Source organism: Marinobacter sp. G5_S1_61_S3, from assembly GCF_054968585.1.
In genome coordinates this window covers 66,003-87,541 of record NZ_JBQKUK010000005.1, presented here as the reverse complement: position 1 = coordinate 87,541, position 21,539 = coordinate 66,003, and the positions used below count along the sequence as shown (strand labels likewise).

Annotated in this window: 17 protein-coding genes; 7 read left to right on the top strand and 10 right to left on the bottom strand. The window is 58.9% G+C overall.

Translation table 11 applies throughout. The features are described from left to right. Nucleotides 1–134: 134 nt before the first annotated feature. Nucleotides 135–749, top strand: coding sequence for a riboflavin synthase (locus ACTRWH_RS06080; RefSeq protein WP_041333724.1), 615 nt, complete (start codon nt 135–137; stop codon nt 747–749). Here the strand turns inward: ACTRWH_RS06080 and ACTRWH_RS06075 are convergent. From ACTRWH_RS06075 to ACTRWH_RS06050, 6 genes are all read right to left on the bottom strand, one after another. Next, nucleotides 728–1,870, bottom strand: coding sequence for a class I SAM-dependent methyltransferase (locus tag ACTRWH_RS06075; RefSeq protein ID WP_085680054.1), 1,143 nt, complete (start codon nt 1,868–1,870; stop codon nt 728–730). The two genes, ACTRWH_RS06080 and ACTRWH_RS06075, sit on opposite strands and share 22 nt — an antisense overlap. 164 nt (nt 1,871–2,034) lie before the next feature. Then, on the bottom strand, nt 2,035–2,886 hold the full coding sequence (locus ACTRWH_RS06070; RefSeq protein ID WP_041333720.1) for a UDP-2,3-diacylglucosamine diphosphatase: 852 nt from the start codon (nt 2,884–2,886) through the stop codon (nt 2,035–2,037). An 82-nt stretch (nt 2,887–2,968) separates the two neighbouring features. Continuing rightward, entirely contained in the window at nt 2,969–4,015 is a 1,047-nt protein-coding gene (locus tag ACTRWH_RS06065) for a class I SAM-dependent methyltransferase (protein ID WP_036204936.1), read from the bottom strand. A 107-nt stretch (nt 4,016–4,122) separates the two neighbouring features. Then, entirely contained in the window at nt 4,123–4,296 is a 174-nt protein-coding gene (locus ACTRWH_RS06060) for a hypothetical protein (protein ID WP_164732115.1), read from the bottom strand. A gap of 124 nt (nt 4,297–4,420) precedes the next feature. After that, a complete protein-coding gene (gene can, locus ACTRWH_RS06055; RefSeq protein ID WP_036204933.1) occupies nt 4,421–5,098 on the bottom strand; it encodes a carbonate dehydratase in 678 nt (225 codons plus the stop codon). 65 nt (nt 5,099–5,163) lie between these two features. Next, a complete protein-coding gene (locus ACTRWH_RS06050) occupies nt 5,164–10,050 on the bottom strand; it encodes an NAD-glutamate dehydrogenase domain-containing protein (RefSeq protein WP_462826083.1) in 4,887 nt (1,628 codons plus the stop codon). Between the two features lie 144 nt (nt 10,051–10,194). On the opposite strand from ACTRWH_RS06050, the gene ACTRWH_RS06045 reads away from it, so the two are divergent. The 6 genes from ACTRWH_RS06045 to ACTRWH_RS06020 are packed head-to-tail and all read left to right on the top strand — an operon-like array spanning nt 10,195 to nt 17,167. Next, nucleotides 10,195–11,157, top strand: a complete 963-nt coding sequence (locus tag ACTRWH_RS06045; RefSeq protein WP_036204929.1) for an AAA family ATPase — start codon at nt 10,195–10,197, stop codon at nt 11,155–11,157. Between the two features lie 10 nt (nt 11,158–11,167). Next, on the top strand, nt 11,168–12,112 hold the full coding sequence (locus ACTRWH_RS06040; protein ID WP_041333713.1) for a DUF58 domain-containing protein: 945 nt from the start codon (nt 11,168–11,170) through the stop codon (nt 12,110–12,112). A gap of 19 nt (nt 12,113–12,131) precedes the next feature. After that, nucleotides 12,132–12,602 (top strand): DUF4381 domain-containing protein, encoded by a 471-nt coding sequence (locus tag ACTRWH_RS06035; protein WP_075194755.1) that lies wholly within the window; start codon nt 12,132–12,134, stop codon nt 12,600–12,602. Further along, nucleotides 12,596–13,618: a vWA domain-containing protein gene (locus ACTRWH_RS06030; protein ID WP_085680052.1), complete on the top strand. Its 1,023-nt coding sequence runs from the start codon at nt 12,596–12,598 to the stop codon at nt 13,616–13,618. The genes ACTRWH_RS06035 and ACTRWH_RS06030 overlap by 7 nt, the downstream gene beginning before the upstream one ends. Further along, nucleotides 13,611–15,422 carry a vWA domain-containing protein gene (locus ACTRWH_RS06025; RefSeq protein ID WP_136633966.1) on the top strand — a complete coding sequence of 604 codons (1,812 nt, stop codon included), beginning with the start codon at nt 13,611–13,613 and terminating at the stop codon, nt 15,420–15,422. Before ACTRWH_RS06030 ends, ACTRWH_RS06025 begins: the two co-directional genes overlap by 8 nt. Further along, nucleotides 15,416–17,167, top strand: a complete 1,752-nt coding sequence (locus ACTRWH_RS06020) for a BatD family protein (protein ID WP_085680048.1) — start codon at nt 15,416–15,418, stop codon at nt 17,165–17,167. The genes ACTRWH_RS06025 and ACTRWH_RS06020 overlap by 7 nt, the downstream gene beginning before the upstream one ends. 4 nt (nt 17,168–17,171) lie before the next feature. Here the strand turns inward: ACTRWH_RS06020 and ccmI are convergent, their stop codons facing one another. Genes ccmI through ACTRWH_RS06000 form a run of 4 tightly spaced genes read right to left on the bottom strand, consistent with a single transcriptional unit; the run spans nt 17,172 to nt 21,516 of the window. After that, nucleotides 17,172–18,449 carry a c-type cytochrome biogenesis protein CcmI gene (ccmI, locus tag ACTRWH_RS06015; RefSeq protein ID WP_085680046.1) on the bottom strand — a complete coding sequence of 426 codons (1,278 nt, stop codon included), beginning with the start codon at nt 18,447–18,449 and terminating at the stop codon, nt 17,172–17,174. Nucleotides 18,450–18,491: 42 nt separating this feature from the next. Next, entirely contained in the window at nt 18,492–18,971 is a 480-nt protein-coding gene (locus ACTRWH_RS06010) for a cytochrome c-type biogenesis protein (protein WP_075194752.1), read from the bottom strand. Further along, nucleotides 18,971–19,507: a DsbE family thiol:disulfide interchange protein gene (locus tag ACTRWH_RS06005; protein ID WP_075194751.1), complete on the bottom strand. Its 537-nt coding sequence runs from the start codon at nt 19,505–19,507 to the stop codon at nt 18,971–18,973. Before ACTRWH_RS06005 ends, ACTRWH_RS06010 begins: the two co-directional genes overlap by 1 nt. Beyond that, entirely contained in the window at nt 19,504–21,516 is a 2,013-nt protein-coding gene (locus ACTRWH_RS06000) for a heme lyase CcmF/NrfE family subunit (RefSeq protein ID WP_036204901.1), read from the bottom strand. Before ACTRWH_RS06000 ends, ACTRWH_RS06005 begins: the two co-directional genes overlap by 4 nt. Between the last annotated feature and the right edge of the window lie 23 nt (nt 21,517–21,539).

The following is a 21,539-nucleotide window of genomic DNA, read 5'->3' as shown; positions in this document are numbered from 1 at the left end:
GAGACATGCCTGAGCGTGCCTGAGCATACCTGAGATGGTCACGATGGCTTGGCACCGACCCACAGGATCGCTATCCTTGCGACCATCAAGTGTGGCCCTATACGGCTACAGACACCAGTCGTCGAGGTTGAGACATGTTTACAGGCATTGTTCAGGGTATTGCCATCGTTGACGAGATTTCTGCCGTGCCCGGTCTGAGCACCTTCAGCATCCGCTTTCCGGAAAATCAGGCTCACAACGTGACCATTGGTGCGTCAGTGTCCATCGACGGCACCTGCCTGACGGTAACGCGACAGGAAGGCCAGAATCTTTATTTCGATGCCATGCAGGAAACGCTGCGCCTGACCACCCTGGGAAAGCTGAAGCCAGGGGATCGCATCAATTTCGAACGTGCGGCCCGGATAGGCGACGAAATCGGCGGGCACCTCCTCTCCGGCCACGTGCACACCACGGCCGATATCGTCGCGATCGACCGCCCCGAGAACAATTGCACCATCGAATTCGAGGTGCCGCAGGCATGGGCTCGCTATATCTTTCCCAAAGGCTACATCGCCATCAACGGCGCCAGCCTGACCATTGGCGACGTCAATGATAATCGCTTCAACGTTCACCTGATCCCCGAGACCCTGCGGGCAACCACCTTTGCCGATATGACGGTCGGCGACCGGGTTAACATCGAGATCGACAGTCAGACCCAGACCATCGTTGATACGCTGGCACGCATGGGTTACGACCGGCCACCCTCCTGAACAGAGGCTTCGAACACCACAAACTTTGGGTCTGCATCGAGTTGTCGCACCTGGCCAAAGTAGTGACGGAGACTGCGGTGGTAACCCAGGTGCCGATTCCCCACCAGCAACATACATCCGCCAGGGGACAGGTGCCGAGCCACCTGACTGAAGAGACGAAGGGCAATATGGTCACCGACCACACCGCCTTCATGAAATGGCGGGTTTAACAGCACCAGATCATAACGGTCAGCCGCCTCCGGAATACCATCACTGTGATAAAAGCTCGCGACAGCGTCCGGGAAAGCCGTCAGGATATTTTGACGTGCGCTGGCAACCGCCTGACTGGAAACGTCCGCGAACGCAATCTCAAGCGCCGGATTGCGGGCCAGGGCCGTCAGCCCAAGCACACCGTTTCCGCAAGCCAGATCCAGTACCCGTGCTCCAGGGGCGAGATCCGCAATCTTCCGCTCAATGACCGGCAGCAGCAACCGCGAACCGATATCCAGCTTTGCTCTGGCGAACACCGCTGGCATACCCGATAGCTCGTACCGGGACGACAACCTGTATCCCCGCCAGAAATTCGGCCACTCCCGCAACGTATCCTCACCCCGGGCGGCAACCACCACCCTCGCTTTTTTGCGCGCGGGACAGACTTCCCGGGTGTTGACCAGTTCCCCAAACACATCAGCGCTGTGTGACGGCAGGTGCTTGATCATGCCACCGGCAATCAGCTTGCCTTCGGGTGACAGAACGCTGTTCACCCACCGCAACAGGCACGCCAGGTAGTCCAGTTGCCGGGGAATCCTCATAACAACAAGATCGAAGGGCCCTTCCGGCAGCTCCAGCCAGCTCTTTGGTGCCGGAATAGACAGATCGGCCGGAGCATTAATAACCAGGGATTCAGAGAGGAGACAGCTATCGGCAAAGGAAACAGGGAAGAAAGGCGCCAGACCCAGGGTCAAAGCCCCAAACTGGTCGTCAATGATCAACACCCGTGGGTGGCTCTGCGGCGTGCAACGCTCCAGAACCTGCTCCAGCAACTGCTCATCAGCGGCGTCCCAGGCCCGAAGGGTGTGGCCTCCACCGGGGCGTTTCAGGGGCAAGCGCCCGCCACTGAATGTTAGAACCTCACTTGTCATTTTAGGCATCCGCATCGTCATTCAGAAAACTGCGGACATTCTAGGCTGATTACTCTAGAAATTAACCCTACTCTGAAAGAACGATTTCAGGTTGCTCCGTTTGTTGTGGTAGCAAACCTTCTTGCCCCTCACCCCAGGGGCTTTTTTATGCCCGAAAAAAACCGCTATTTTGGCGTCGCATTGATGCTTTCGATAAACGCAGGCGACAGAACGTCGATGACGGGGCGTTGGCCGCCGCTGAACTCAGGGGCGGGCTGTGCAGGCTCCGAAGCAAGGATGCCCGGCTGTTCGGACCAGTGCAGGATATCCAGCTTACCATCGTGCCGCTCCACCAGCGCCGTGCAGTGCTCTACCCAGTCACCGTCGTTGCAGTAGAGTCCTTCCTGGCTGCGCAGAAAGCCTGCTGAGTGGATGTGACCACAGATAAAACCGTCATAGTGTCCGCGTTCTGCCGCCGTCAGAGCAGCCAGTTCGAAGCGTCGAATGAATGACCGCGCCTTGCCGATACGGCTTTTGACCCAGGCCGCCAGGGACCAGTATGGCTTGCGGCGTAAGCGCCGCCAGGCATTGAACCAGCGGTTCAGGCGCAGCAGAAGGCCATGAGCCCTATCGCCTACCAGCAGCATCAAGGGGCTGCAGCGCACCACCTGATCAAACTGGTCGCCATGGCAGACCACGAACCGGCGACCGTCCGCCGTCGTGTGAATGGCTTTTTGCTTCAACTCGATACCTGCCAACGTCTGGCCGCAGAAGTGCCGCAGAAATTCATCGTGATTGCCAGGCACATAAACCACCCGCGTGCCGGCAGCGGCAATAGCCATAAACCGCCTCACAACCGCCTGATGGCTTTCCGGGAAGTGCACCCGCCGTTGCATAGCGATCAGATCAACGATATCCCCGACCAGGTACAGGGTCTCGCAGCTGACGTTGTCGAGAAAATCCAGAAGGTAGTCCGCCTGACAATCGGCGGATCCCAGGTGAACATCGGAAATGAAAACGCTCCGGTACTGATGCATCGGCTTCCCCCACCGGCCTGCTCAAGGATTATTCATACCTTGTCCGATGGCAATGACGACCGTATGACAGCCAGACGACAATTCAGTGACGGCGGGCGCTCCACACCGTGAAGCGTCGGTCGCCGGCGATCGTCTTGACCGGCCCGACGTGACGACGGATCAGTGCTTCATAGGGAAGAAACGTGTTCGCCACCAGGCGCAACTCACCGCCGGGCTCCAGGTGCTTTGCCACACCCTGCAGGAACCGCTCAGTCATGGATGTATCGGTACGGATACCGGTATGGAATGGCGGATTAGTGACAACTGCAGCGTAGCGGCCGTCGACGCCGGACAACCCGTCGGAGGCGTGAATCAAGCCATCCACGCCCGCCTCCCGGTAGGTCGCACGAGCACAGGCAACGGCCTGGAACTGCACGTCTACGCCGTCGACCGGAAAAACGCCCTGCTCCGTGGCTCGTTGGTGCAACTGCAACCAGGTGCCGATAACACCTGCGCCGCAGGCAAAATCCAGCACGGGTCCTTTTTCCAGCGGTGAGTCAGCAAGGGTTTGCAACAGCATGGCGGTACCATCATCCAGCTCACCGTCACTGAATATACCCGGCAAGCCGGCCATCCTGAAGCCAACTCCCTCGCACTCAACCGGATGCCACTGAAGCCAACGTTGAAGGTCAAACACTGGGCGCCTGGGCAGGCTATCGGCTTGCCAGACCTGGCAGTGGCGGGCACTGTCTGCCTTCGATGCTTGCGGTGCAAACTCCTTCAGCTGCTTCACAGCGCCTGCAATACCTTCTTTCTTTTCGCCCACCAAGACCAGTCGAGCACCTTCGGCCGCCAGCCAAAGTGCCAACTCAAGCCTTACCGACAACTCAACTCGGGCCTTGGGGAGGAACACCACCAGGGTATCGGCCATGCCCGATGACAACTCCGGCGCATCATAGCCAAAAGCCGCCGTCCAGCCACTGACGGCCAGCAGTTGTTGGTAATTGCCAAAGTGTTCGGAAATCGTCAGTCCCCGGTCCGGCAACCGGGGAAGCAACGCGGGATCGACCATGCCAATAATGGCCAGGCGACCACGCAACAGATTCTGGTTCTTGAGCAGGACTTCGTGGGAATTAGGCAGTGCAGACATTGATCAGCGTATCCCGGCGTTCGTATCAGGCGGGATACTCTAACCGGAATTGAGCCCTGAGTCTTGGCCCGGGCGGTCAGAAACCGGCAGATTACAACTCCGGCCTCCTACTTGTAGCGGGCAACCGTGTTGGCTCGCAAAGCGTCTTCTGGCGACATACCCCAATCTTCCACTGATTCCGGCTGCGGCGTCGTTTCACTGGTGCGGCGACGAGCCTGGGTGGACTGCGTCGTTTTGCGCTGACTCATGGCACTGAGCGCTTTTTGAACGATCTCTCGCATGGTTAACCTCCTGATATGTTACGAATTCAGTGTAACAATCCTTCAGGAGGTTAACTGTGATGACGTGCCGGGTCAGAAAGTGACGCCTGTCACGAATAATTGACACAATTTGACATTTTTTGCGTCAATTTTTATGGCGACCCGCACGGACCGGCCTCAACACCAGTTCATCAATGCTGTTTTGTTTGACTGCCTCGTGATCGGCCTCGGAGCTAATGGACAGCCCCATATCCCGAAGGATGCCGTCGGCCACGTCGTAGACGAATCCGTGCACGGTCAACGCCTGCCCACGACGCCAGGCCTCCTGCACAATGTTGTTTTGACAGACATGGCCAACCTGCTCCACCACGTTCAACTCGCACAGGCGGTCCACGCGGTCCTGATCGGTCGCCAGGCCATCAAGAATGCCCTGGTGTTTGTCTCGAACGTCCTGAACATGCCGCAACCAGTTCGAAATCACGCCAAAGCCCTCATTGTTCAGGGCCGCCTTAACTCCCCCGCAGCCATAATGACCAACGACGAGGACATGCTTGACCTTAAGCACGTCAACGGCGAACTGAAGTACCGATAGGCAATTGAAGTCTGTGTGTACCACCACATTGGCCACGTTTCGGTGCACAAACAGCTCACCAGGCATCAGGTCAACAATCTGATTGGCCGGTACCCGACTGTCCGCGCAGCCAATCCAGAGGTACTCTGGTGCCTGCTGGTTGGACAGGCGGTCAAAAAACTGGGGGTCCTGGCTCTTGATGCCATCGGCCCAGGCCTTGTTATTGTCCAGCAAATGATCAAGCTGCCCCATCAAACCTCCTCCTAATGATCAACATTGCCCAGAATTGAACGGCAATCCGCGACATAAATCAATCATCAACTGGTCTGAGTCAGGTCGGAGTCGTGATGTTCGTGCATGGTGCTCTGAGCCAGATCCAGTAGCTCTCGCAACGCCACGGAAAACATCGCATATTCCGGTTCACGCACCCCTTTGAGTTCCGTCAGCATGGACTTCCAGCGGCTTATCATGGTGCTGTGCCGCGCCATCCAGTTATCAACAGCACCGCTGACATCCCCAGGCTTGGCAGCCAGCCTGAGTACACCCGTGGTCAACGCCCTCTGTTGCCAATCCAGGTCCTCACGGAAACTCTCCCTCGCAAGGGCCTGCCAGTGAGACGCGGGCACCAGGGCAGCAATGGCGTTGGCAAACCAGTTCAGGTCCAGCTTGTCGCCGAGATCGTAATAGAGGTTGGCGACGGTTTTCAGAGGCATGCCCGTTGCCTCGCGGGCCTCGATGATGCCGAGAGACGAATAGAGGTAGCTGGTACCTGCCGCCACAGAGGCCAGATCTTCCGGCAAGCCAAACTCGACCAGTTCGTTATGGCGTTTTTTCCAATCAGCACAAGCCTGTTCGCCGAGATAATCCGGCAGGTCGGCCGTGATCTTCCAGACGCTGTCGGCGAAACGCTCCATATGGCTCTGAATACCAAGTTCTGCCCGGCGGTTGCGCAGCAGCCAGCGAACAGCTCGGCGAATCAGTCGCATCAGGTCACCCATCAGATCCATCTGAACCTTGGCCGGGATAAAGTAATCCAGGTATTCCACCTTGTCCCACCAAGTGTCCAGCCGGAAGACATCACGAGCGATGATCCAGGCCAACGCAATCGACGCCGCGTCGGCCCCGGTTGACTGCTTCAACCGCTCCACGAAGGTGATCCCCATGTGGTTGACCATGTCGTTGGCAATCTGCGTCGCAATGATCTCACGGCGCAATTGGTGCTCACCCAGCTCTTTGGAGAACTTGCGGGTCAGGTCCTGAGGAAACACCTTGTACATTTCCCCAGCCAACAGGGGCTCATCCGGCAAACTGCTGTCGATCAGGGTCTGCTTCAGATCCCCCTTGACGTAGGAAATCAGCACGGACAGTTCCGGACGGGTTAACCCTTTCTTGTCCAGCTTACGCTCGGACAGGGTTTCGTCGTCAGGCAGGAATTCCAGACTGCGATTCAGCTTGCCCTCGCTTTCCATGGTGTTCATCAGCCGGCGGTATTCTTCGAGCCGGGTAATGGCCCCCACACTGGCAATACTGATGGCCTGGGTCTGCCGATAATTGTTCTTGAGCACCAGGGCGGCCACATCATCCGTCATTTCCTCCAGCATGATGTTGCGCTGTTTATCCGTTAGATCCCCCATCGCAACCGCCTGGTTCAGGAGGATCTTCATGTTCACTTCGTGGTCGGAGCAATCCACACCGCCGGAGTTGTCGATGAAGTCGGTATTGAGCCGGCCGCCGCGTAGCGCGAACTCGATACGCCCGAACTGCGTCAGGCCCAGGTTCCCACCTTCGCCCACAATCTTGCAGCGCAGCTCAGAACCGTTGATACGAACCGCATCGTTGGCCTTGTCCCCAACGTCCCCGTGGGACTCGCCCTGACCCTTGACGTAGGTTCCAATGCCACCCACCCAAAGCAGGTCAGCCTGGGCCTTCAGAATGTGGGTAATCAACATGTTGGGCGGCACCCGGTCGGATTTAATCCCCAGTAGTTTCTTCATTTCCGGGCTGACTGGAATGGATTTGGCGCTGCGATTAAAGATGCCACCACCTTTGGAAATCAGGCTGGTGTCGTAATCAGTCCAGGACGAGCGTGGTAGCTCGAACAAACGCTTACGCTCTTTGTAGCTTTTCGCCGCGTCCGGCGCCGGATCGATAAAAATATGCACATGGTTGAAGGCGGCGACCAACTTTGTCTTTTCCGATGAAAGCAGGCCGTTGCCGAACACGTCTCCCGCCATATCACCGATACCGATGGCGGTGAACTCATCCAGGGCCGGGTTGATGCCCAGCTCGCGGAAATGGCGTTCCACGGACACCCAGGCACCACGGGCGGTTATGCCCATTTTCTTGTGGTCATAACCGTTGCTGCCACCGGAGGCAAAAGCATCCCCCATCCAGAAGCCATACTCTGCCGCCAGACCATTGGCGATGTCCGAGAAGGTTGCAGTCCCCTTGTCCGCAGCCACAACCAGGTAATGGTCATCCTCATCGTGACGAATCACCGACGCTGGCGGCTGGATACCGGCGTCCACCAGGTTGTCGGTAATGTCCAGCAGGCCACGGATGAACGTTTTATAGGCCTCGATACCCTCGGCCTGGAAGGCCTCGCGATCCGACATGTCCGGAAGGCGTTTAGCCACGAAACCGCCCTTGGCACCGACTGGCACGATCACCGCGTTCTTGACCTGCTGGGCTTTCACCAGCCCGAGAATCTCGGTGCGATAGTCCTCGAAACGGTCGGACCAGCGCAAGCCCCCTCGGGCCACCTTGCCACCACGCAGATGCACGCCCTCAACCCGCGGTGAGTAGACGAAAATCTCGAACATGGGCATGGGCAGCGGCATATCCGGAATGCGGGAGGGGTCGAATTTCACACTGATATAGGGCTTTGTCTTACCTTCGCCGTCGGGCTGGTAATAGTTGGTACGCAGGGTAGCCTGCATCAGTTCCAGGAACAGGCGCAGGACCCGGTCTTCACTCAGGTTCTCTACCTCATCCAGCCCGGCGTTGAACTCGATCTCAAGCTTCTGTTGCGCAGCCGCACTTTTGCCCTCGCTCTGGTAACGCTCCGGATTGAAGCGCACCTCAAAGAATTCCAGCAACAACCGCGTCAGGTCCACATGGTTGACCAGGGTGTTGGAGATAAAGGTCTGGCTGTTGGAAAAGCGGATCTGACGCATGTAACGGGCGAAGGTCCGCAGCAAGGCGATCTCCCGCCAGCTCATGTAGGAGGACAGCAGCAGCCTGTTGAAGGCGTCATTCTCGGCATCGCCGTACCACACGCGACGGAACAGATCCTCGAAAATAGGCCGGATACGATGGATATCCACCACTTTCCCACTGTGCGCCTGCAGGGTGAAGTCGTGTATCCATACGGTCTTGCCTTTCCGGTCACTGACTTCAAAGGGGTGCTCGCCGATCACCCGGAAACCCAGATTGTCGAATATGGGCATCACATCGGACAGCGGTAGCGGCTCATCCGGGTAGAAAAGCTTAAAGTGAAGCGTACTCTCATCCTCTTCCAGAGCCCGATAGAAGCTCATGGTGAGATGCTTTTCCTCAGCTGCGCCGGAGATATGCTCAAGATCAATGGCAGCACGCCGGGGCGAGAACATGTCTTTGTAACTGGCAGGGAAACCGCCAGAGTACACACGGAACATCTCGTTACCCTGCTCTTCGCCATAGGCCTCGGTCAGCGCTTCCAGCAGGCCATCACGCCAGGACTGTGCCAGCCCGATCACCTTGTCACGAATCTCGGAAATCGGAAGCTGCCGGTTTTCCACCTGGGGCACCCGTATCGTGAACTGCACCCGCGCCAGAACCGATTCGGAAAAGTGGGTCACAAATTCGATGTCTTCGGCACCCAGGGTCTCCAGCAACTCCTGTTCGACCTTCAGGCGCAACTCGGTGTTGTAGATATCCCGGGGGAAGAACGCCAGGCAGGTCACGAACTGGCCATACACGTCTTCCCGCATGAACAGCTCGATACGACGACGTTCCTGAATATAGAGAATGCTCTTGGCGACGGACAGCAGCTCGCCCGGCTCTATCTGGAACAGTTCGTCCCGGGGATACACCGTGAGGATCTGATCCAGTTCCTTGCCCGCGTAGTCATCACGCAGGAACCCCGACCGCCGCATGACCGTCTGGAACTTGCGGCGCAGCAGGGGAATTTCATCCGGGCGCTCGTTGTAGACCCGTGAGGTATACAACCCCAGGAAACGGCGCTCGCCGACCACCTCGCCCTTGCTGTTGAACTTCTTGACGGCGATGTAGTCCGGATAGGCCGGACGGTGAACCCGTGAACGCTGGGCCGACTTCGCGAAAATGAAGATATCATCGGTGCGGGTCATTTCATGCCGGGTGCGCTGTGGCAATTCATTGAGCCGAACGCGATCCGGGCGCTCGTTGTTCACCCGCAGGATGCCCAGTTCGGAATTCTCCACACGGCGGACCACCAACCCGCTCTTGTCCTTGGCGAAATCGTATTCGTCGTAGCCAAGGAAGGTGAAGTGGTCCTTGACCAGCCACGTCAGGAAGGCCTTCGCCTCTTCCTTTTCCTCCTCGTCGATACCGGCCGTGGTATTATCCAGCTCCCGGCTGATTTCATTGACTTTTTCAGTCACAATCGGGAAGTCACTGACCGCTATTCGGACTTCATGAAGAATGGTTTGCAGCACCTCTTCAAGCGATCTCAGGTCTTCCGGGCTGCTATGCCGGTCAATCTCCAGCACAATGAACGCCTCGTAGCTGGCATTGGCGGACTTCTTTTTCGGAGGATGCAGTTTTTTCAGTTTGCCCTGAGTGTCCCGCTCCACCTGAAGTATGGAGTGCTGAATCGAGTGGGTACCGATTTCCCGCTGGTTGATGGCAATTCGCAGGGAATCGATTAGAAACGGCATGTTCGGATGAAGAATAAAAATGACAGTATGCGTTGACTGCCAGCCATCACTTTCGAGGTCCGGATTGAACACGGACACAGGGGTTTCCTCGGCGGACCGTTTCTGAAGAAATTGCCAGGCCGCGAGGATAGCCCCATAGGTATCGGAAAATCGTCGACTTATAAGTTCTTCAAGAGGAATGTGAGCATAATGCTGCTTCGCGAATTCACTGATCTTTTTCGCTTCGGTTTTCGCTATTTTTTCAGCGAAAGCTTCGTCCAGCTGTTGGAAAAACTGTTCCTTGCTGGCGATCGTCAGCGCATTCATAGTCGACCTCTGTGAGTGTGAAATAAACGTAATCGGTGTACCGTCACATAAGCATAGTCAAAGCCTTGATTTTTGCCCCACAGATGCGAAAACTGCGGCATCTACTTACGCGAACCGTCTCTGCAGTAGGAGTGGACACCCCCCATGGCATTACAGCATACGTTTGGAGAGCTCAGGTCTCAGTTAGCAAAAAGGATTATTGGCCAGGAAAAACTGGTGGACCGTTTGCTGATTGCCCTGTTGGCCGATGGCCACCTGCTGGTTGAGGGCGCTCCCGGCCTGGCAAAAACCACCGCCATCAAGGCCCTCGCCGACCACCTCGAAGGCGACTTTCACCGTATCCAGTTCACCCCGGACCTGCTGCCATCCGACGTCACCGGCAGTGAGATCTACCGAGCCGAAACCGGGCAATTCGAGTTCCAGCATGGCCCGATCTTCCATAACCTGGTGCTGGCTGATGAAATTAACCGGGCTCCGGCCAAGGTACAGTCAGCGTTACTCGAAGCCATGGGCGAACGCCAGGTCAGTGTCGGCATGCGCACCTTCCCGCTGGATCGCCTGTTCATGGTAATGGCCACCCAGAACCCCATCGAACAGGAAGGCACCTACCCCCTGCCTGAAGCCCAGCTCGACCGGTTCCTGATGCATGTAGTGATTGACTATCCGTCCGCCGTGGCCGAAAAAGAGATTCTTCACCTGGCGCGCAACGACTACCGCCGTGGGCAGGTGGCCGCTGAAGTCCGCCTGACGGCCGACCAGGTTTTCGAAGCCCGGCATGCGGTTTCCGACATCTATATGTCAGAGCCCGTCGAGCAATACCTGCTGGCTTTGGTGCTGGCCACCCGTGACCCGGCGTCACTCGACCCGGAACTGGCCCGCTGGACTGCCTTCGGAGCCAGCCCACGAGGCACCATCGCGCTGGACCGCTGCGCCAGAGCCATGGCGTGGCTGGAAGGACGGGACTACGTCAGCCCGGACGATGTGAGGAACATTGCCTTCGACGTTCTTCGCCATCGTATTTTGCTGACCTTCGAAGCCGAAGCCGAAGGCCTGACTGCAGATGCTATTATCCAGCGCCTGATAGACCGCGTTCCGGTAACAGCCTGACACCGTGACCATGACGCCCGAAGAGCCAGCGACTCATATTCCCCTTTCCGGTCTCATTCGCCTGCAGGCAGATGCCCGCGCATTGAAGTTGCCTGCTGCGCGCCCGGTAAGATCCCGGCAGGCCGGCCTGCAACGCTCTCCCCGGCGCGGGCGGGGCATGGCCTTTGCTGAAGTGCGCCAGTATCAGCCCGGGGACGATATCCGCAGCATCGACTGGCGGGTGACCGCCCGACGGCAGTCGCCGCACACAAAGCTCTACGAGGAAGAGCGCGAGCGCCCCGTGCTCCTGCTTTGCGACCTCGGGCCTTCACTGTTTTTCGCCAGCACCGGTGCCTACAAACAGGTCCGCGGCGCCCAGATTGCCGGTATCCTGGCCTGGCTTGCCCTTTGGTCTGGCGATCAGGTGGGAGGAATCGTTTTCAACGGCAACGAACTCACCGTACAGCGCCCGGCGCGGCGCAAGAAATCGGTACTGCAGTTCCTCGACACCGTGGCAAGGCAGCAAAGAAGCACGCGCGACTCAAGCGCCGTTGCGGCCGCCGGCGTGGAAAACGCCACCCTGGATACCGCCCTGCGGGAAGCTCGCCGTGTGGCCCACACCGGTAGCCGCATTTTCGTCATCAGTGACTTCCTGACCATTACCTCAGAAACGTCGCGGCTACTCGGTTCACTGGCACGTCACAACACGGTCAGCGCACTGAGAGTTGTTGACCCATTGGAGCTGAAGTTACCTGAAAGCGGTCGTTTCGCCATTGCCGGCGAGGACGGACCGGTGTGGTTCGATAGCAGCAACCCCCGCTTCCAGAGGGCCTATGCAGACAAGGTTCGCCAGCATACAGAGGCCCTTGAGGAGTGCTTTCGAACGGCGGGTGTACAGCCCGCCAGCGTCATGACCGGCGATCAGCCAGCGTTGGCGTTGCAGGCACTGCTTGGCCCCCGGGGGCACATCGGATGACAGGAACCGCAAAGACCCCATGATGCAACAGGACCCACTGAGCCAGCTCAGAGACATTCACCTGCCACAATCCGGAGGCTTCTGGCCACCGGCGCCCGGCTGGTGGTTGCTGATAGCTATCGCAATTGCCCTGGGCATTCTGGCGTTTGTGCTGATCCGACGAAAACGGCGCAAAAACCGCTGGCTGAAAACCGCCATTACAGAATTGAACCGACTGGAGCAGGCCGCAACACCCAACAGCCAATGGTTCGGCGCGCTGAACGCTCTACTGAAACAAGCCGCGCGTATCCGCTACCCTGAACGCCTCCCGGAATCCCTGTCCGGCGAACCCTGGGTTCGCTTTCTTCTGGAAACCAGCCCGAAGGATCGCATTGCCTCACGCCCGGTGGTGGAAGCCATGGTGAACAGCAGTTGGCAACCAACCCCCGAGTGCCATACCAGTGATGCTGTCGCGTTCGCCCGTGTCTGGCTGGGAGGCCAAAAATGCTGAGCCTTGCGTTTCCATGGGCCCTGTTACTGGCTCTGGTGCCCCTGATAATCCGTTTACGCAAACGCAGTGCTCAGGCTGTGGAGGCACCTGTTTTTCCGGTCGGGCATTGGTTGTCGGACCTGCCGGGTGTCAGCCGTAGCGGCAGCCACGCCCCCCTTTGGCAGCAACTGGCACTGTTGCTGATCTGGCTGCTGCTGGTCGTGGCCCTGGCGCGCCCCCAACACGTCGGCGAACAGGTACAGTTGCCGGTCAGCGGTCGTGACCTGCTTCTGGCAGTGGATATTTCCCCGTCAATGGACGAACAGGACATGGTCATCCAGGGCCGCAGCATAAACCGACTACAGGCGGTGAAGCGCGTGCTGGATGACTTTATCCAGCGCCGTGAAGGTGACCGCCTGGGGCTGCTGTTGTTCGGTACGGAACCCTATATCCAGGCGCCGCTGACCTTTGACCTCGCCACCGTTCGCACGCTGCTGCATGAAGCCGGTATCGGCATGGCCGGGCGGGCCACGGCCATCGGCGACGCCCTTGGTCTGGCGGTCAAACGCCTTCGTGATCGCCCCCAGGAACAACGCGTGGTGATCCTGCTGACCGATGGCGCCAACACCGCTGGTGAGATCGCGCCGGACAAGGCGGCGGAGATTGCAAAAGCCGCTGGCGTACGCATCTACACCATCGGGATTGGTGCCGAAACCATGGTTCAGCGTGGGCTGCTCGGCTCGCGCCGGGTCAACCCATCCCGCGACCTCGATGAAGGTTTGCTGACGCGAATTGCCCAGCAGACCGGCGGTGAGTACTTCCGGGCCCGCAGTCTGCCCGAGCTGGAACTGATCTACGAAAGCATCAACCAGCTCGAACCCATCGAACTGGAAGGCAAGCACTATCGACCGGTGACTGAACTGTACGTCTGGCCCGCCGGGATTGCCGTCCTGATCTGGCTGCTACTCCAGGGCGCCAGAGTGGCCAGCAACCGGCTTGAGAGCAGAAACAACGCACGGGGAGGGAGCCATGGCTGATTTTCACTTCCTGCGACCACTGTGGCTGCTGTTACTTCTTGTCGCCCTTGTCCTGCCGCTGGTATTCAAACGCGTCCGCCAGAGCGACAGTGGCTGGAGCCGCGTGATACCGCCGCAACTGCTGCGCCCACTGATCAGTCAGTCTGGCGCAGCGGGCGGTCAAAAACGCTCGCCCGTATTGCCGGTCGTTGCCGCCCTCGTGGTGCTTGCCGTTGCCCTCGCCGGCCCGTCGTGGCGCAAGGCGCCCACGCCACTGCAACAACAGAATGACAGCCTCGTTATCGTGCTGGACCTGTCGCTGTCAATGCTTTCTACCGATGTAACGCCCGACCGCCTGACCGTGGCCAAGCGCAAGATTCGCGATATTCTGAAAGCACGGGAGGGAAGCCTGACCGCCCTGGTGGTCTATGCCGCGGACGCTCATGCGGTCACACCGCTGACGGATGACAGCAATACCATCGAGGGCATGCTGGAGGTTCTCGAACCGGTGATCATGCCAGCTGCAGGAAACCGAACCGATCTCGGCATACAACGTGGCCTTGACCTGCTGGAACAGGGCGCCCCGGGGACGGGGCGCCTGTTACTGATTGCAGACAATGTGGACGAGCGTTACCTTCCTCGCATCAGCGATACCCTGACGGGCAGTCGGTTCGCGCTCAGCACCCTGACCGTTGGTACTTCAGAGGGTGGTCCAATACCGCTGGCACGCCAAGGATTCATTCGTGATGGCGGCGACATCGTGATTACCCGTGCGGACCCCGCAGGCATGGCGGAACTGGCGAAAAGCAATGGTGGAGACAGCCATAGCCTGACCATTACGGACGAGGACATCCGCAGCCTGGAGCTGCGCCCCATTGACTCGGACAACTGGCAAGACAGCGAGCGCGACCTGACGGTCAACCGCTGGCAGGATGATGGCTACTGGCTATTGTGGCTGGCCGCGCCACTGGCATTGCTCGGCTGGCGTCGCGGTGCCATGGTGGCGATACTGCTAACACTTTTGCCCCTCACCCCACGTCCCGCAATGGCCATGGACTGGGACGCCCTTTGGTCCCGGGAGGATCAGCGTGCGCCCGCGCTGATCGAAGAGGACCCGGAACAGGCAGCCAGGATTCTCGACAATCCCCAGTGGCGTGGTAGCGCACTCTATCGCTCAGGTGACTATGAGTCCGCAGCGGGCGCGTTCGCCAGCGAAGACACACCCAGGGCAAGCTACAACCGCGGCAACGCCCTGGCCCGTGCCGGCAAGCTGGAAGAAGCCCTCGAGGCCTACGAGAATGTGCTGGCGAAGCAACCTGGACATGAAGACGCCTTGTTCAACCGTGACCTGGTGAAACAGCTGCTGGAGCAGCAACAGAACCAATCCAGCGGGGACGGCAGTGAATCGTCAGATCAGGACGGCAATCAACAGCAGCAGGGTAACCAGCAGAACTCACAGAATGGGTCGGATACTCAGAACCAGGACGGCGACCCGTCAGATCAGGCCGGGCAGAACCAGCCGGATAATCAACACAATGGACAGCAAAAGAACGAGCCAGAGGATAGCCAACAGAACGGCCAAAGCGACCAACAGGAAAAGCAGGAGGAGAGCGCTCAACAACGCCAGCGTGATGCCGACGCTTCAGAGAGCGACGGACAAACATCCAGGGCACCGGCGGAGCTTGATACTTCCCCGCTGACCCAGGGACAGGAACAATGGCTCCGGCGCGTGCCCGATAATCCGGGCGGACTGTTGAGGCGCAAATTCCTGCAACAATACCAGGAACGAGAAACACCATCTGACGAGGGCGATACACCATGGTAAGCCGGCTGACCGGTCCGTTTATTCTGATACTGCTGCTTGTCACCATGGCAGGACCGGCCATGGCAGCCAACGATCTGACCGTCGAACCCGACAGAACCCGTCTCTACGAGGGCGAAGTGCTTACCCTGAGCGTCAAGGGCAGCACCAAAATCGATATCAATTTGGGAAACCTGTTCGATTTCGACTTGTCGAGTCTGCCAAAACCGGACATCGAAAAGGTAGAAGACGACTTCGAAATTCTCGCCCGCAACCAGCAATACTCCATTCGCACCGTCAACAATGAGATGGTGGGCGAGATCACATGGACGTACCAGCTCGCGCCCAAAAAGACCGGTGAATTGACCATTCCGCCCCTGAGCTTCCGAGATTCCCGTTCAACCCCCGTCACCATTGAGGTTATCAGCGGCACCCCACCCGATCAGGAGACCGAGGCCCAAAGAGACAGCTTCATCGAGCTGGCCGCAGACAAGGACGAAGTGTACGTTCAGGAACAGCTGGTGCTCACCATCAAGCTGTTTTTCACCGGCAACCTCATTCGCGGCGAGCTCTCCGAACCGGAGCACCCGAATGCCATTGTCGAATCGCTGGGCAAGCAGAACGAGTACACCCGCTACCGGGACGGTGTTCGCTATCGTGTGGTTGAGCGCCGTTACGCATTGTTTCCCCAAAGAGAAGGACAACTCAGTCTGCAGCCCATCCGCTTTGAGGGCCAGGCCCGGAATGAACAGGGCCAATTGAAGTTTCTCCGCGACAGCGCCAACCTGTTTGATATCACCGTCAAGGGTGTGCCAGCGGAATTCAGCGGAGACACCTGGTTGCCCGCCCGCACGCTGGAGCTGACCCAGTCCGGACTGCCACGAAACCAGAACCTGACAGCGGGTCAGAACCTTACCAGAAGCCTCACCATGAGGACGGAGGGCCTGCCTGCCGAATCGCTGCCTCCGTTCCCGGAACAGACGCCCGATAGCATACGGGCTTACCCGGAAAAGCCCGAGCGCACGACCACACCCGGCACAGAAGGGTTGACTTCGACACTGACCCAGACCACGGCACTGGTGCCAGTGCAGCCTGGAAAATTAACCTTGCCCGAGATCCGGATCCCCTGGTGGGATACTGAAAGCGACAGCGAAAAAGTAGCGGTTATTCCAGCGCATACTCTGGTCGTTGAGGGGATACCCGGCCAGATCGACTCGGTGCCCAGTAATCCGGAAGACGCATCGGAAACGGACACCAGGACCAACAATGACCCGGTATCAGGTGAGACTGACGGGGAATCCGGCGCTGGCTTCTGGCCGTTGGCCACACTGGCCGCTCTGGTGGGTTGGCTGATCACACTGGCGGCCTGGTGGTACAGCAGGCGTCGCACCAGTGCTGGCAAGGTCGTGGCGAGTCAGGGAGACAACCGGGAAAAGGTGCTATTCCGGGATTTGTGCGAGGCAGCGCAGGCGGGATCGCCCAAAACGACCGACCTGCTTGTACGCTGGATGTCTCAAAGGCATCCGGAACGCACTTTCCAAAGCGTAACGGATGTGAACCGGTTTCTGGACGACACGGAACTGGCCGCCGAGATCGAACAGCTTCAGCAGCGATTATTCGGGACACCCGGTGAATCGGCTACGTCGGAGCCCTGGCAGGGAGAACGGCTTGTGGCAGCGCTGATCCGCGTGCGCGGAACCGCCAGTGAGTCAGCTCCCGGGGATCAGCTGCCGCCGCTCTACCCGCAGGGCCTGAGCACCAGCCGGTGACAGATTACTGCACCAGTTGGGTGTCAATTACCAGGGTGACAGGCTCGTTTTCGCCTTCACCCACTGGCACCGGCTGATCCACCTCGCCCTGCCAGTCACCCGCCTGGGGCCTGGCGTTGCCAGAGCGCGACAGGCGCGCTTGCAGGCGCACTTCACCCGCCTCCGACAGCTTTGCATTCGCGGACATATTGAAGCGGTCGTCCAATCGGATCTCCATCGGTAACTGGCCCGCACTCAGCCGTGCCACAGCCAGAGGTGGCCCGCCCTGAACATTCGCGCGACGCGCCAGAACAAACAGGGTGGTATCGTCAGGAATCTCGCCCTGGAATGCTTCGTCTATTTCCACCTGGACGGTTACGCCGGCCCCGGATACCTCTGACGGCTGCTCCTGCGGCATCTCCCGACCCAGGCGCTGATAGGCCTGTTCAATGCCCTGGCGGATGGACGCAATCTGGGGATGATTGGGCGCCACCGACACAATGCGCTCCCAGTACCGGATCGCCTCCTCAAAGTTCTGCTGGCTGAAGGCATGGATGCCGAGCAGGCCGAGGGAATTGACCTCGTCGGGATTCAGCGACCTGGCTTTTTCAATGGCGTTCGACACCTCTGGGTTGAGGTCACCCTCACTCAGGAAAAATGCGGCCTGGGCTGACAATCCCCAGGCGACAGCTTTACCGCTCTCATCGTCCTCAATACTCTCTGCCAGCCGTTCAAAGGCCCACGCCGCATCCTCATACTGCTCGATGCGCATATAGCTACGCCCCAGCATGGCCCAGCCCTCGGTGTTCTCCGGATTGTCCTCCAACCGCTCGCGAAGCTGGGCCGTCAGTTCCTGCATCTGGCCCAGGCGATCGCTGTCGGCTGCCATCATTTCCTGCATGGCGCGGAACTGCTCGACGTCGTCCATGGCGCCCCACTGTCCGTACAGGTATACCGCAGCGGCGGGAATAACCGCGAGGCTGGCAATCGCAATGACGATGGCGCTTTTCCCGCCCCTGGCCCGATCCGGTGAAGCAATAACACCACGCTCAGCATCCGGGACATCATCAAGCATACTGCCGGCCAGCTCTTCCCGGAGCTGTTGATAGCTTTCCTCGTCCAGCGCGCCGGCTTCAAACTCGCGATCCAGTTCCGCCATTCGGCTGCGATATGCCAACAGGTTCTGGTTGCGCAGATCCATTTCCGCGCGCCGGCCGGAACGGTGCAGGAACAACGGCGCCACCACAAACGCCAGGGCAAGTACGATTAATACAGCGGCCGTCAGCCAGAAGGTCTGTGTCATAGAACGGTCATTAATCCGGTTGAGAAAGAGTGTTGTTTGAAGTCAGGTGCGGCTGGAGTCATCGCCATCGAGCATTCTGGATGCCCGTGCACGCTCTTCGTCGGTCAGGGCTGGCTCGTCCTGGCCGGCCCTGCGGGAACGGATGACAATCCCGGCCACCACCATCAGGCCACCCAGGACCACAATGGCTGGCGTTGCCCACAGCAGGATGGTGCGGCTATCCACCTCCGGCTTGTATCGCACGAATTCACCAAAGCGGTCGACCAGTGCTCCGACAATTTCCTCGTTGCTGGCGCCATCAGACATCATCCGGTACACCTCGTCGCGCATGTCCTTGGAAATCGGCGCATTGGAATCGGCGATGTTCTGGTTCTGGCACTTCGGGCAACGCAACTCCGAAATCAGGGTCTGGAACCTCTGCTCCTGCGCCTGAGTATCAAACCCGTAAACGTCGCGGGCATCCGCTACCGACATCGGCGCAATTGTCATCAGTAGCAGCCATGCAAACACCGGGCGCCACATCAGATCTTCCCCCTGAACCGGTCGACGATGGGCTTGATGTCCTGCTCCCATACTTTTTCGTTGACCACGCCAACATGGCGGTAACGCACAATACCTTCGGCATCAATGACATAGGTTTCCGGCGCGCCATAAACCCCCAGGTCAAACCCGAGGCTGCCACGGGGGTCGTAGATCGACACCTGATACGGGTCGCCCAACCGATCAAGCCAGACCAGGGCATCATCCCGGTTGTCCTTATAGTTAAGGCCAACGATACGCACGCCTTTCTCTTCCGCCAGCCAGACCAGATCACCATGCTCATCCCGGCAGGCCGGGCACCAGGTACCCCAGACATTCAGCAGGGACACATGCCCTTCAAAAACCTCACGAGTCAGCTCGCGACTTTCGTTGTGGAGATCCGTCAACAAAAACTCGGGCACCGGTTTGCCGATCAACGCCGACTCGAGTTTGTTGGGGTCTTTGCCAATACCGGCGAACAGGACCACTCCGAGTACCACAGCGAGGATCAACGGCGTGAACAGCAGCAGCCGCTTCATGACGCCGCTCCTACTGGGTCTGCTCCGCGCTCACCGCCTGCGTTCGGTGCCTTGGCCTTACCGTTTTCCGCAACCTTGTCGCGAATGCGATAGCGGCGGTCCGAAATGGCCAGGAAGCCACCAGCGGCCATAAACAGCGCCCCCAACCACAACCAGCGGACCAGCGGTTTGTATTGAAGCCGGATCGCCCAGGCATCGTCAGACACCCGCTCACCGATGGCGACAAAAATATCCCGGAACAGACCGCCGTCAATACCAGCCTCGGTCATGGTGTTACGTTGAACCATGTATCGGCGCTTCTCCGGGTATAGCGTGGATATCAGACCGCCATCCGAATCGTAAACGTCAAAACGACCGTACTCCGCGGTGAAGTTCTGCCCTCTTCGGTTGCCAATTTCGGCAAACGCAACCCGATAATCACCCACCATCGCGGTGTCCCCGGGCGACATGCGTACGTCCCGCTCGATACCGTAGTTGGACGCGACCGTCGCACCCGCCATGGTGATGGCCAGCCCCAGATGCCCGAACACCATGCCGTAGTAACTGCGGGATTGACGCCTGAGGCCATGGAGGCGCCCCTTCCGTGACCCGGACTTTTCCCAGAGATCCCAAAAGGTGGCCACCGTAATCCACATCGCTGAGAACAGGCCCCCAAACGCCCAGGGCTCAAACTTGCCGTACCCAACCAGCACAGCACTGGTCCCGATCATACTGACAGCCAACGGCCACAGCAGTTTGCGGCCCAGCCAGCCGCCGTCGGTTTTCTTCCAGCGGGAGAATATACCTGCCCCCAACAGCAAGCCGGCGGCAATTCCCAGGGGGCTGAAGGTCAGGTTGAAGAAGGGTTCACCGATGGATAGCCGCCCCATGTCCAGGTAGTCCAGAACCAATGGATAAAGAGTCCCCACCAACACCAACAGGGTTGCGGCAACCAACAACACATTGTTCATCAGCAGGAAGATTTCACGGGACAGGCTGCCGTAACGGGAGCGCACATGCACCACCGGCGCCCTGAACGCGTACAGGGTCAAGCTCGAAACAATCGTAATCGCCAGTAGCGCCAGCAGGAATGTCCCCCGGTCGGGGTCTGAGGCGAAGGCGTGGACAGAGGTCAGCACCCCGGAACGCACCAGGAAGGTTCCCAGCAGGCTCAGGGCGAAGGTTACGATGGCCAGCAGCACGGTCCAACTCTTGAATACGCCGCGCTTCTCGGTGACGGCCAGACTGTGCATCAGCGCCGTTCCGGACAACCAGGGCAGCAGCGAGGCGTTCTCGACCGGATCCCAGAACCACCAGCCGCCCCAACCCAGTTCGTAATAGGCCCACCAGCTACCCAGGGCAATGCCCAGGGAAAGGAAAGCCCAGGCCACTGTGGTCCAGGGGCGGGACCAACGAGCCCAGGCCGCATCCAGTTTGCCATTGATCAGCGCGGCAATGGCAAAGGCAAAAGCCACGGAGAAGCCCACATACCCCATGTACAACATGGGTGGATGCACGATCAGCCCGAAATCCTGCAACAGCGGGTTCAGGTCGGCGCCATCGGCCGGCACATTGGGGAGCGTACGATCGAAAGGATTGGAGGTCATGATGGTAAACAACAGGAAGCCCACCGTGACCATACCAAGCACCGACAACACCTGGGACACCATCACCGACGGCAGGCGCCGGCTGAATATGGCGACCGCCAGCGTCCAGCCAACAAGCATCAGCACCCAGAGCAGCAGCGAGCCTTCATGGCCGCCCCACACCGCGCTGAATTTGTAGTACCAGGGCAGCATGCTATTGCTGTTGTTGGCGACATAGGCCACGGAAAAGTCATCGGTCACAAACGCGTGAGTCAGAAGACCAAAGGCCAGGGCAACGAAGACGAACAGGCCCGCTGACAGCGGCCGGGCGAAGGCCAGCAACTGGTCACGACCCGTCACCGAGCCCACCAGGGGGACCACGGAAAGGAGCACTGCCAGCAACAGCGCGAGTATCAGGGCGATCTGTCCGAGTTCCGGATACATCAGGATTCTCCAACTCTCTTAAA

What these genes read in the sequence shown, in the direction of transcription:
- ACTRWH_RS06080 (WP_041333724.1), top strand. Translation starts at nt 135, where the DNA reads ATGTTTACAGGCATTGTTCAGGGTATTGCCATCGTTGACGAGATTTCT.
- ACTRWH_RS06075 (WP_085680054.1), bottom strand. Translation starts at nt 1,870, where the DNA reads ATGACAAGTGAGGTTCTAACATTCAGTGGCGGGCGCTTGCCCCTGAAA.
- ACTRWH_RS06070 (WP_041333720.1), bottom strand. Translation starts at nt 2,886, where the DNA reads ATGCATCAGTACCGGAGCGTTTTCATTTCCGATGTTCACCTGGGATCC.
- ACTRWH_RS06065 (WP_036204936.1), bottom strand. Translation starts at nt 4,015, where the DNA reads ATGTCTGCACTGCCTAATTCCCACGAAGTCCTGCTCAAGAACCAGAAT.
- ACTRWH_RS06060 (WP_164732115.1), bottom strand. Translation starts at nt 4,296, where the DNA reads ATGCGAGAGATCGTTCAAAAAGCGCTCAGTGCCATGAGTCAGCGCAAA.
- can (WP_036204933.1), bottom strand. Translation starts at nt 5,098, where the DNA reads ATGGGGCAGCTTGATCATTTGCTGGACAATAACAAGGCCTGGGCCGAT.
- ACTRWH_RS06050 (WP_462826083.1), bottom strand. Translation starts at nt 10,050, where the DNA reads ATGAATGCGCTGACGATCGCCAGCAAGGAACAGTTTTTCCAACAGCTG.
- ACTRWH_RS06045 (WP_036204929.1), top strand. Translation starts at nt 10,195, where the DNA reads ATGGCATTACAGCATACGTTTGGAGAGCTCAGGTCTCAGTTAGCAAAA.
- ACTRWH_RS06040 (WP_041333713.1), top strand. Translation starts at nt 11,168, where the DNA reads ATGACGCCCGAAGAGCCAGCGACTCATATTCCCCTTTCCGGTCTCATT.
- ACTRWH_RS06035 (WP_075194755.1), top strand. Translation starts at nt 12,132, where the DNA reads ATGATGCAACAGGACCCACTGAGCCAGCTCAGAGACATTCACCTGCCA.
- ACTRWH_RS06030 (WP_085680052.1), top strand. Translation starts at nt 12,596, where the DNA reads ATGCTGAGCCTTGCGTTTCCATGGGCCCTGTTACTGGCTCTGGTGCCC.
- ACTRWH_RS06025 (WP_136633966.1), top strand. Translation starts at nt 13,611, where the DNA reads ATGGCTGATTTTCACTTCCTGCGACCACTGTGGCTGCTGTTACTTCTT.
- ACTRWH_RS06020 (WP_085680048.1), top strand. Translation starts at nt 15,416, where the DNA reads ATGGTAAGCCGGCTGACCGGTCCGTTTATTCTGATACTGCTGCTTGTC.
- ccmI (WP_085680046.1), bottom strand. Translation starts at nt 18,449, where the DNA reads ATGACACAGACCTTCTGGCTGACGGCCGCTGTATTAATCGTACTTGCC.
- ACTRWH_RS06010 (WP_075194752.1), bottom strand. Translation starts at nt 18,971, where the DNA reads ATGTGGCGCCCGGTGTTTGCATGGCTGCTACTGATGACAATTGCGCCG.
- ACTRWH_RS06005 (WP_075194751.1), bottom strand. Translation starts at nt 19,507, where the DNA reads ATGAAGCGGCTGCTGCTGTTCACGCCGTTGATCCTCGCTGTGGTACTC.
- ACTRWH_RS06000 (WP_036204901.1), bottom strand. Translation starts at nt 21,516, where the DNA reads ATGTATCCGGAACTCGGACAGATCGCCCTGATACTCGCGCTGTTGCTG.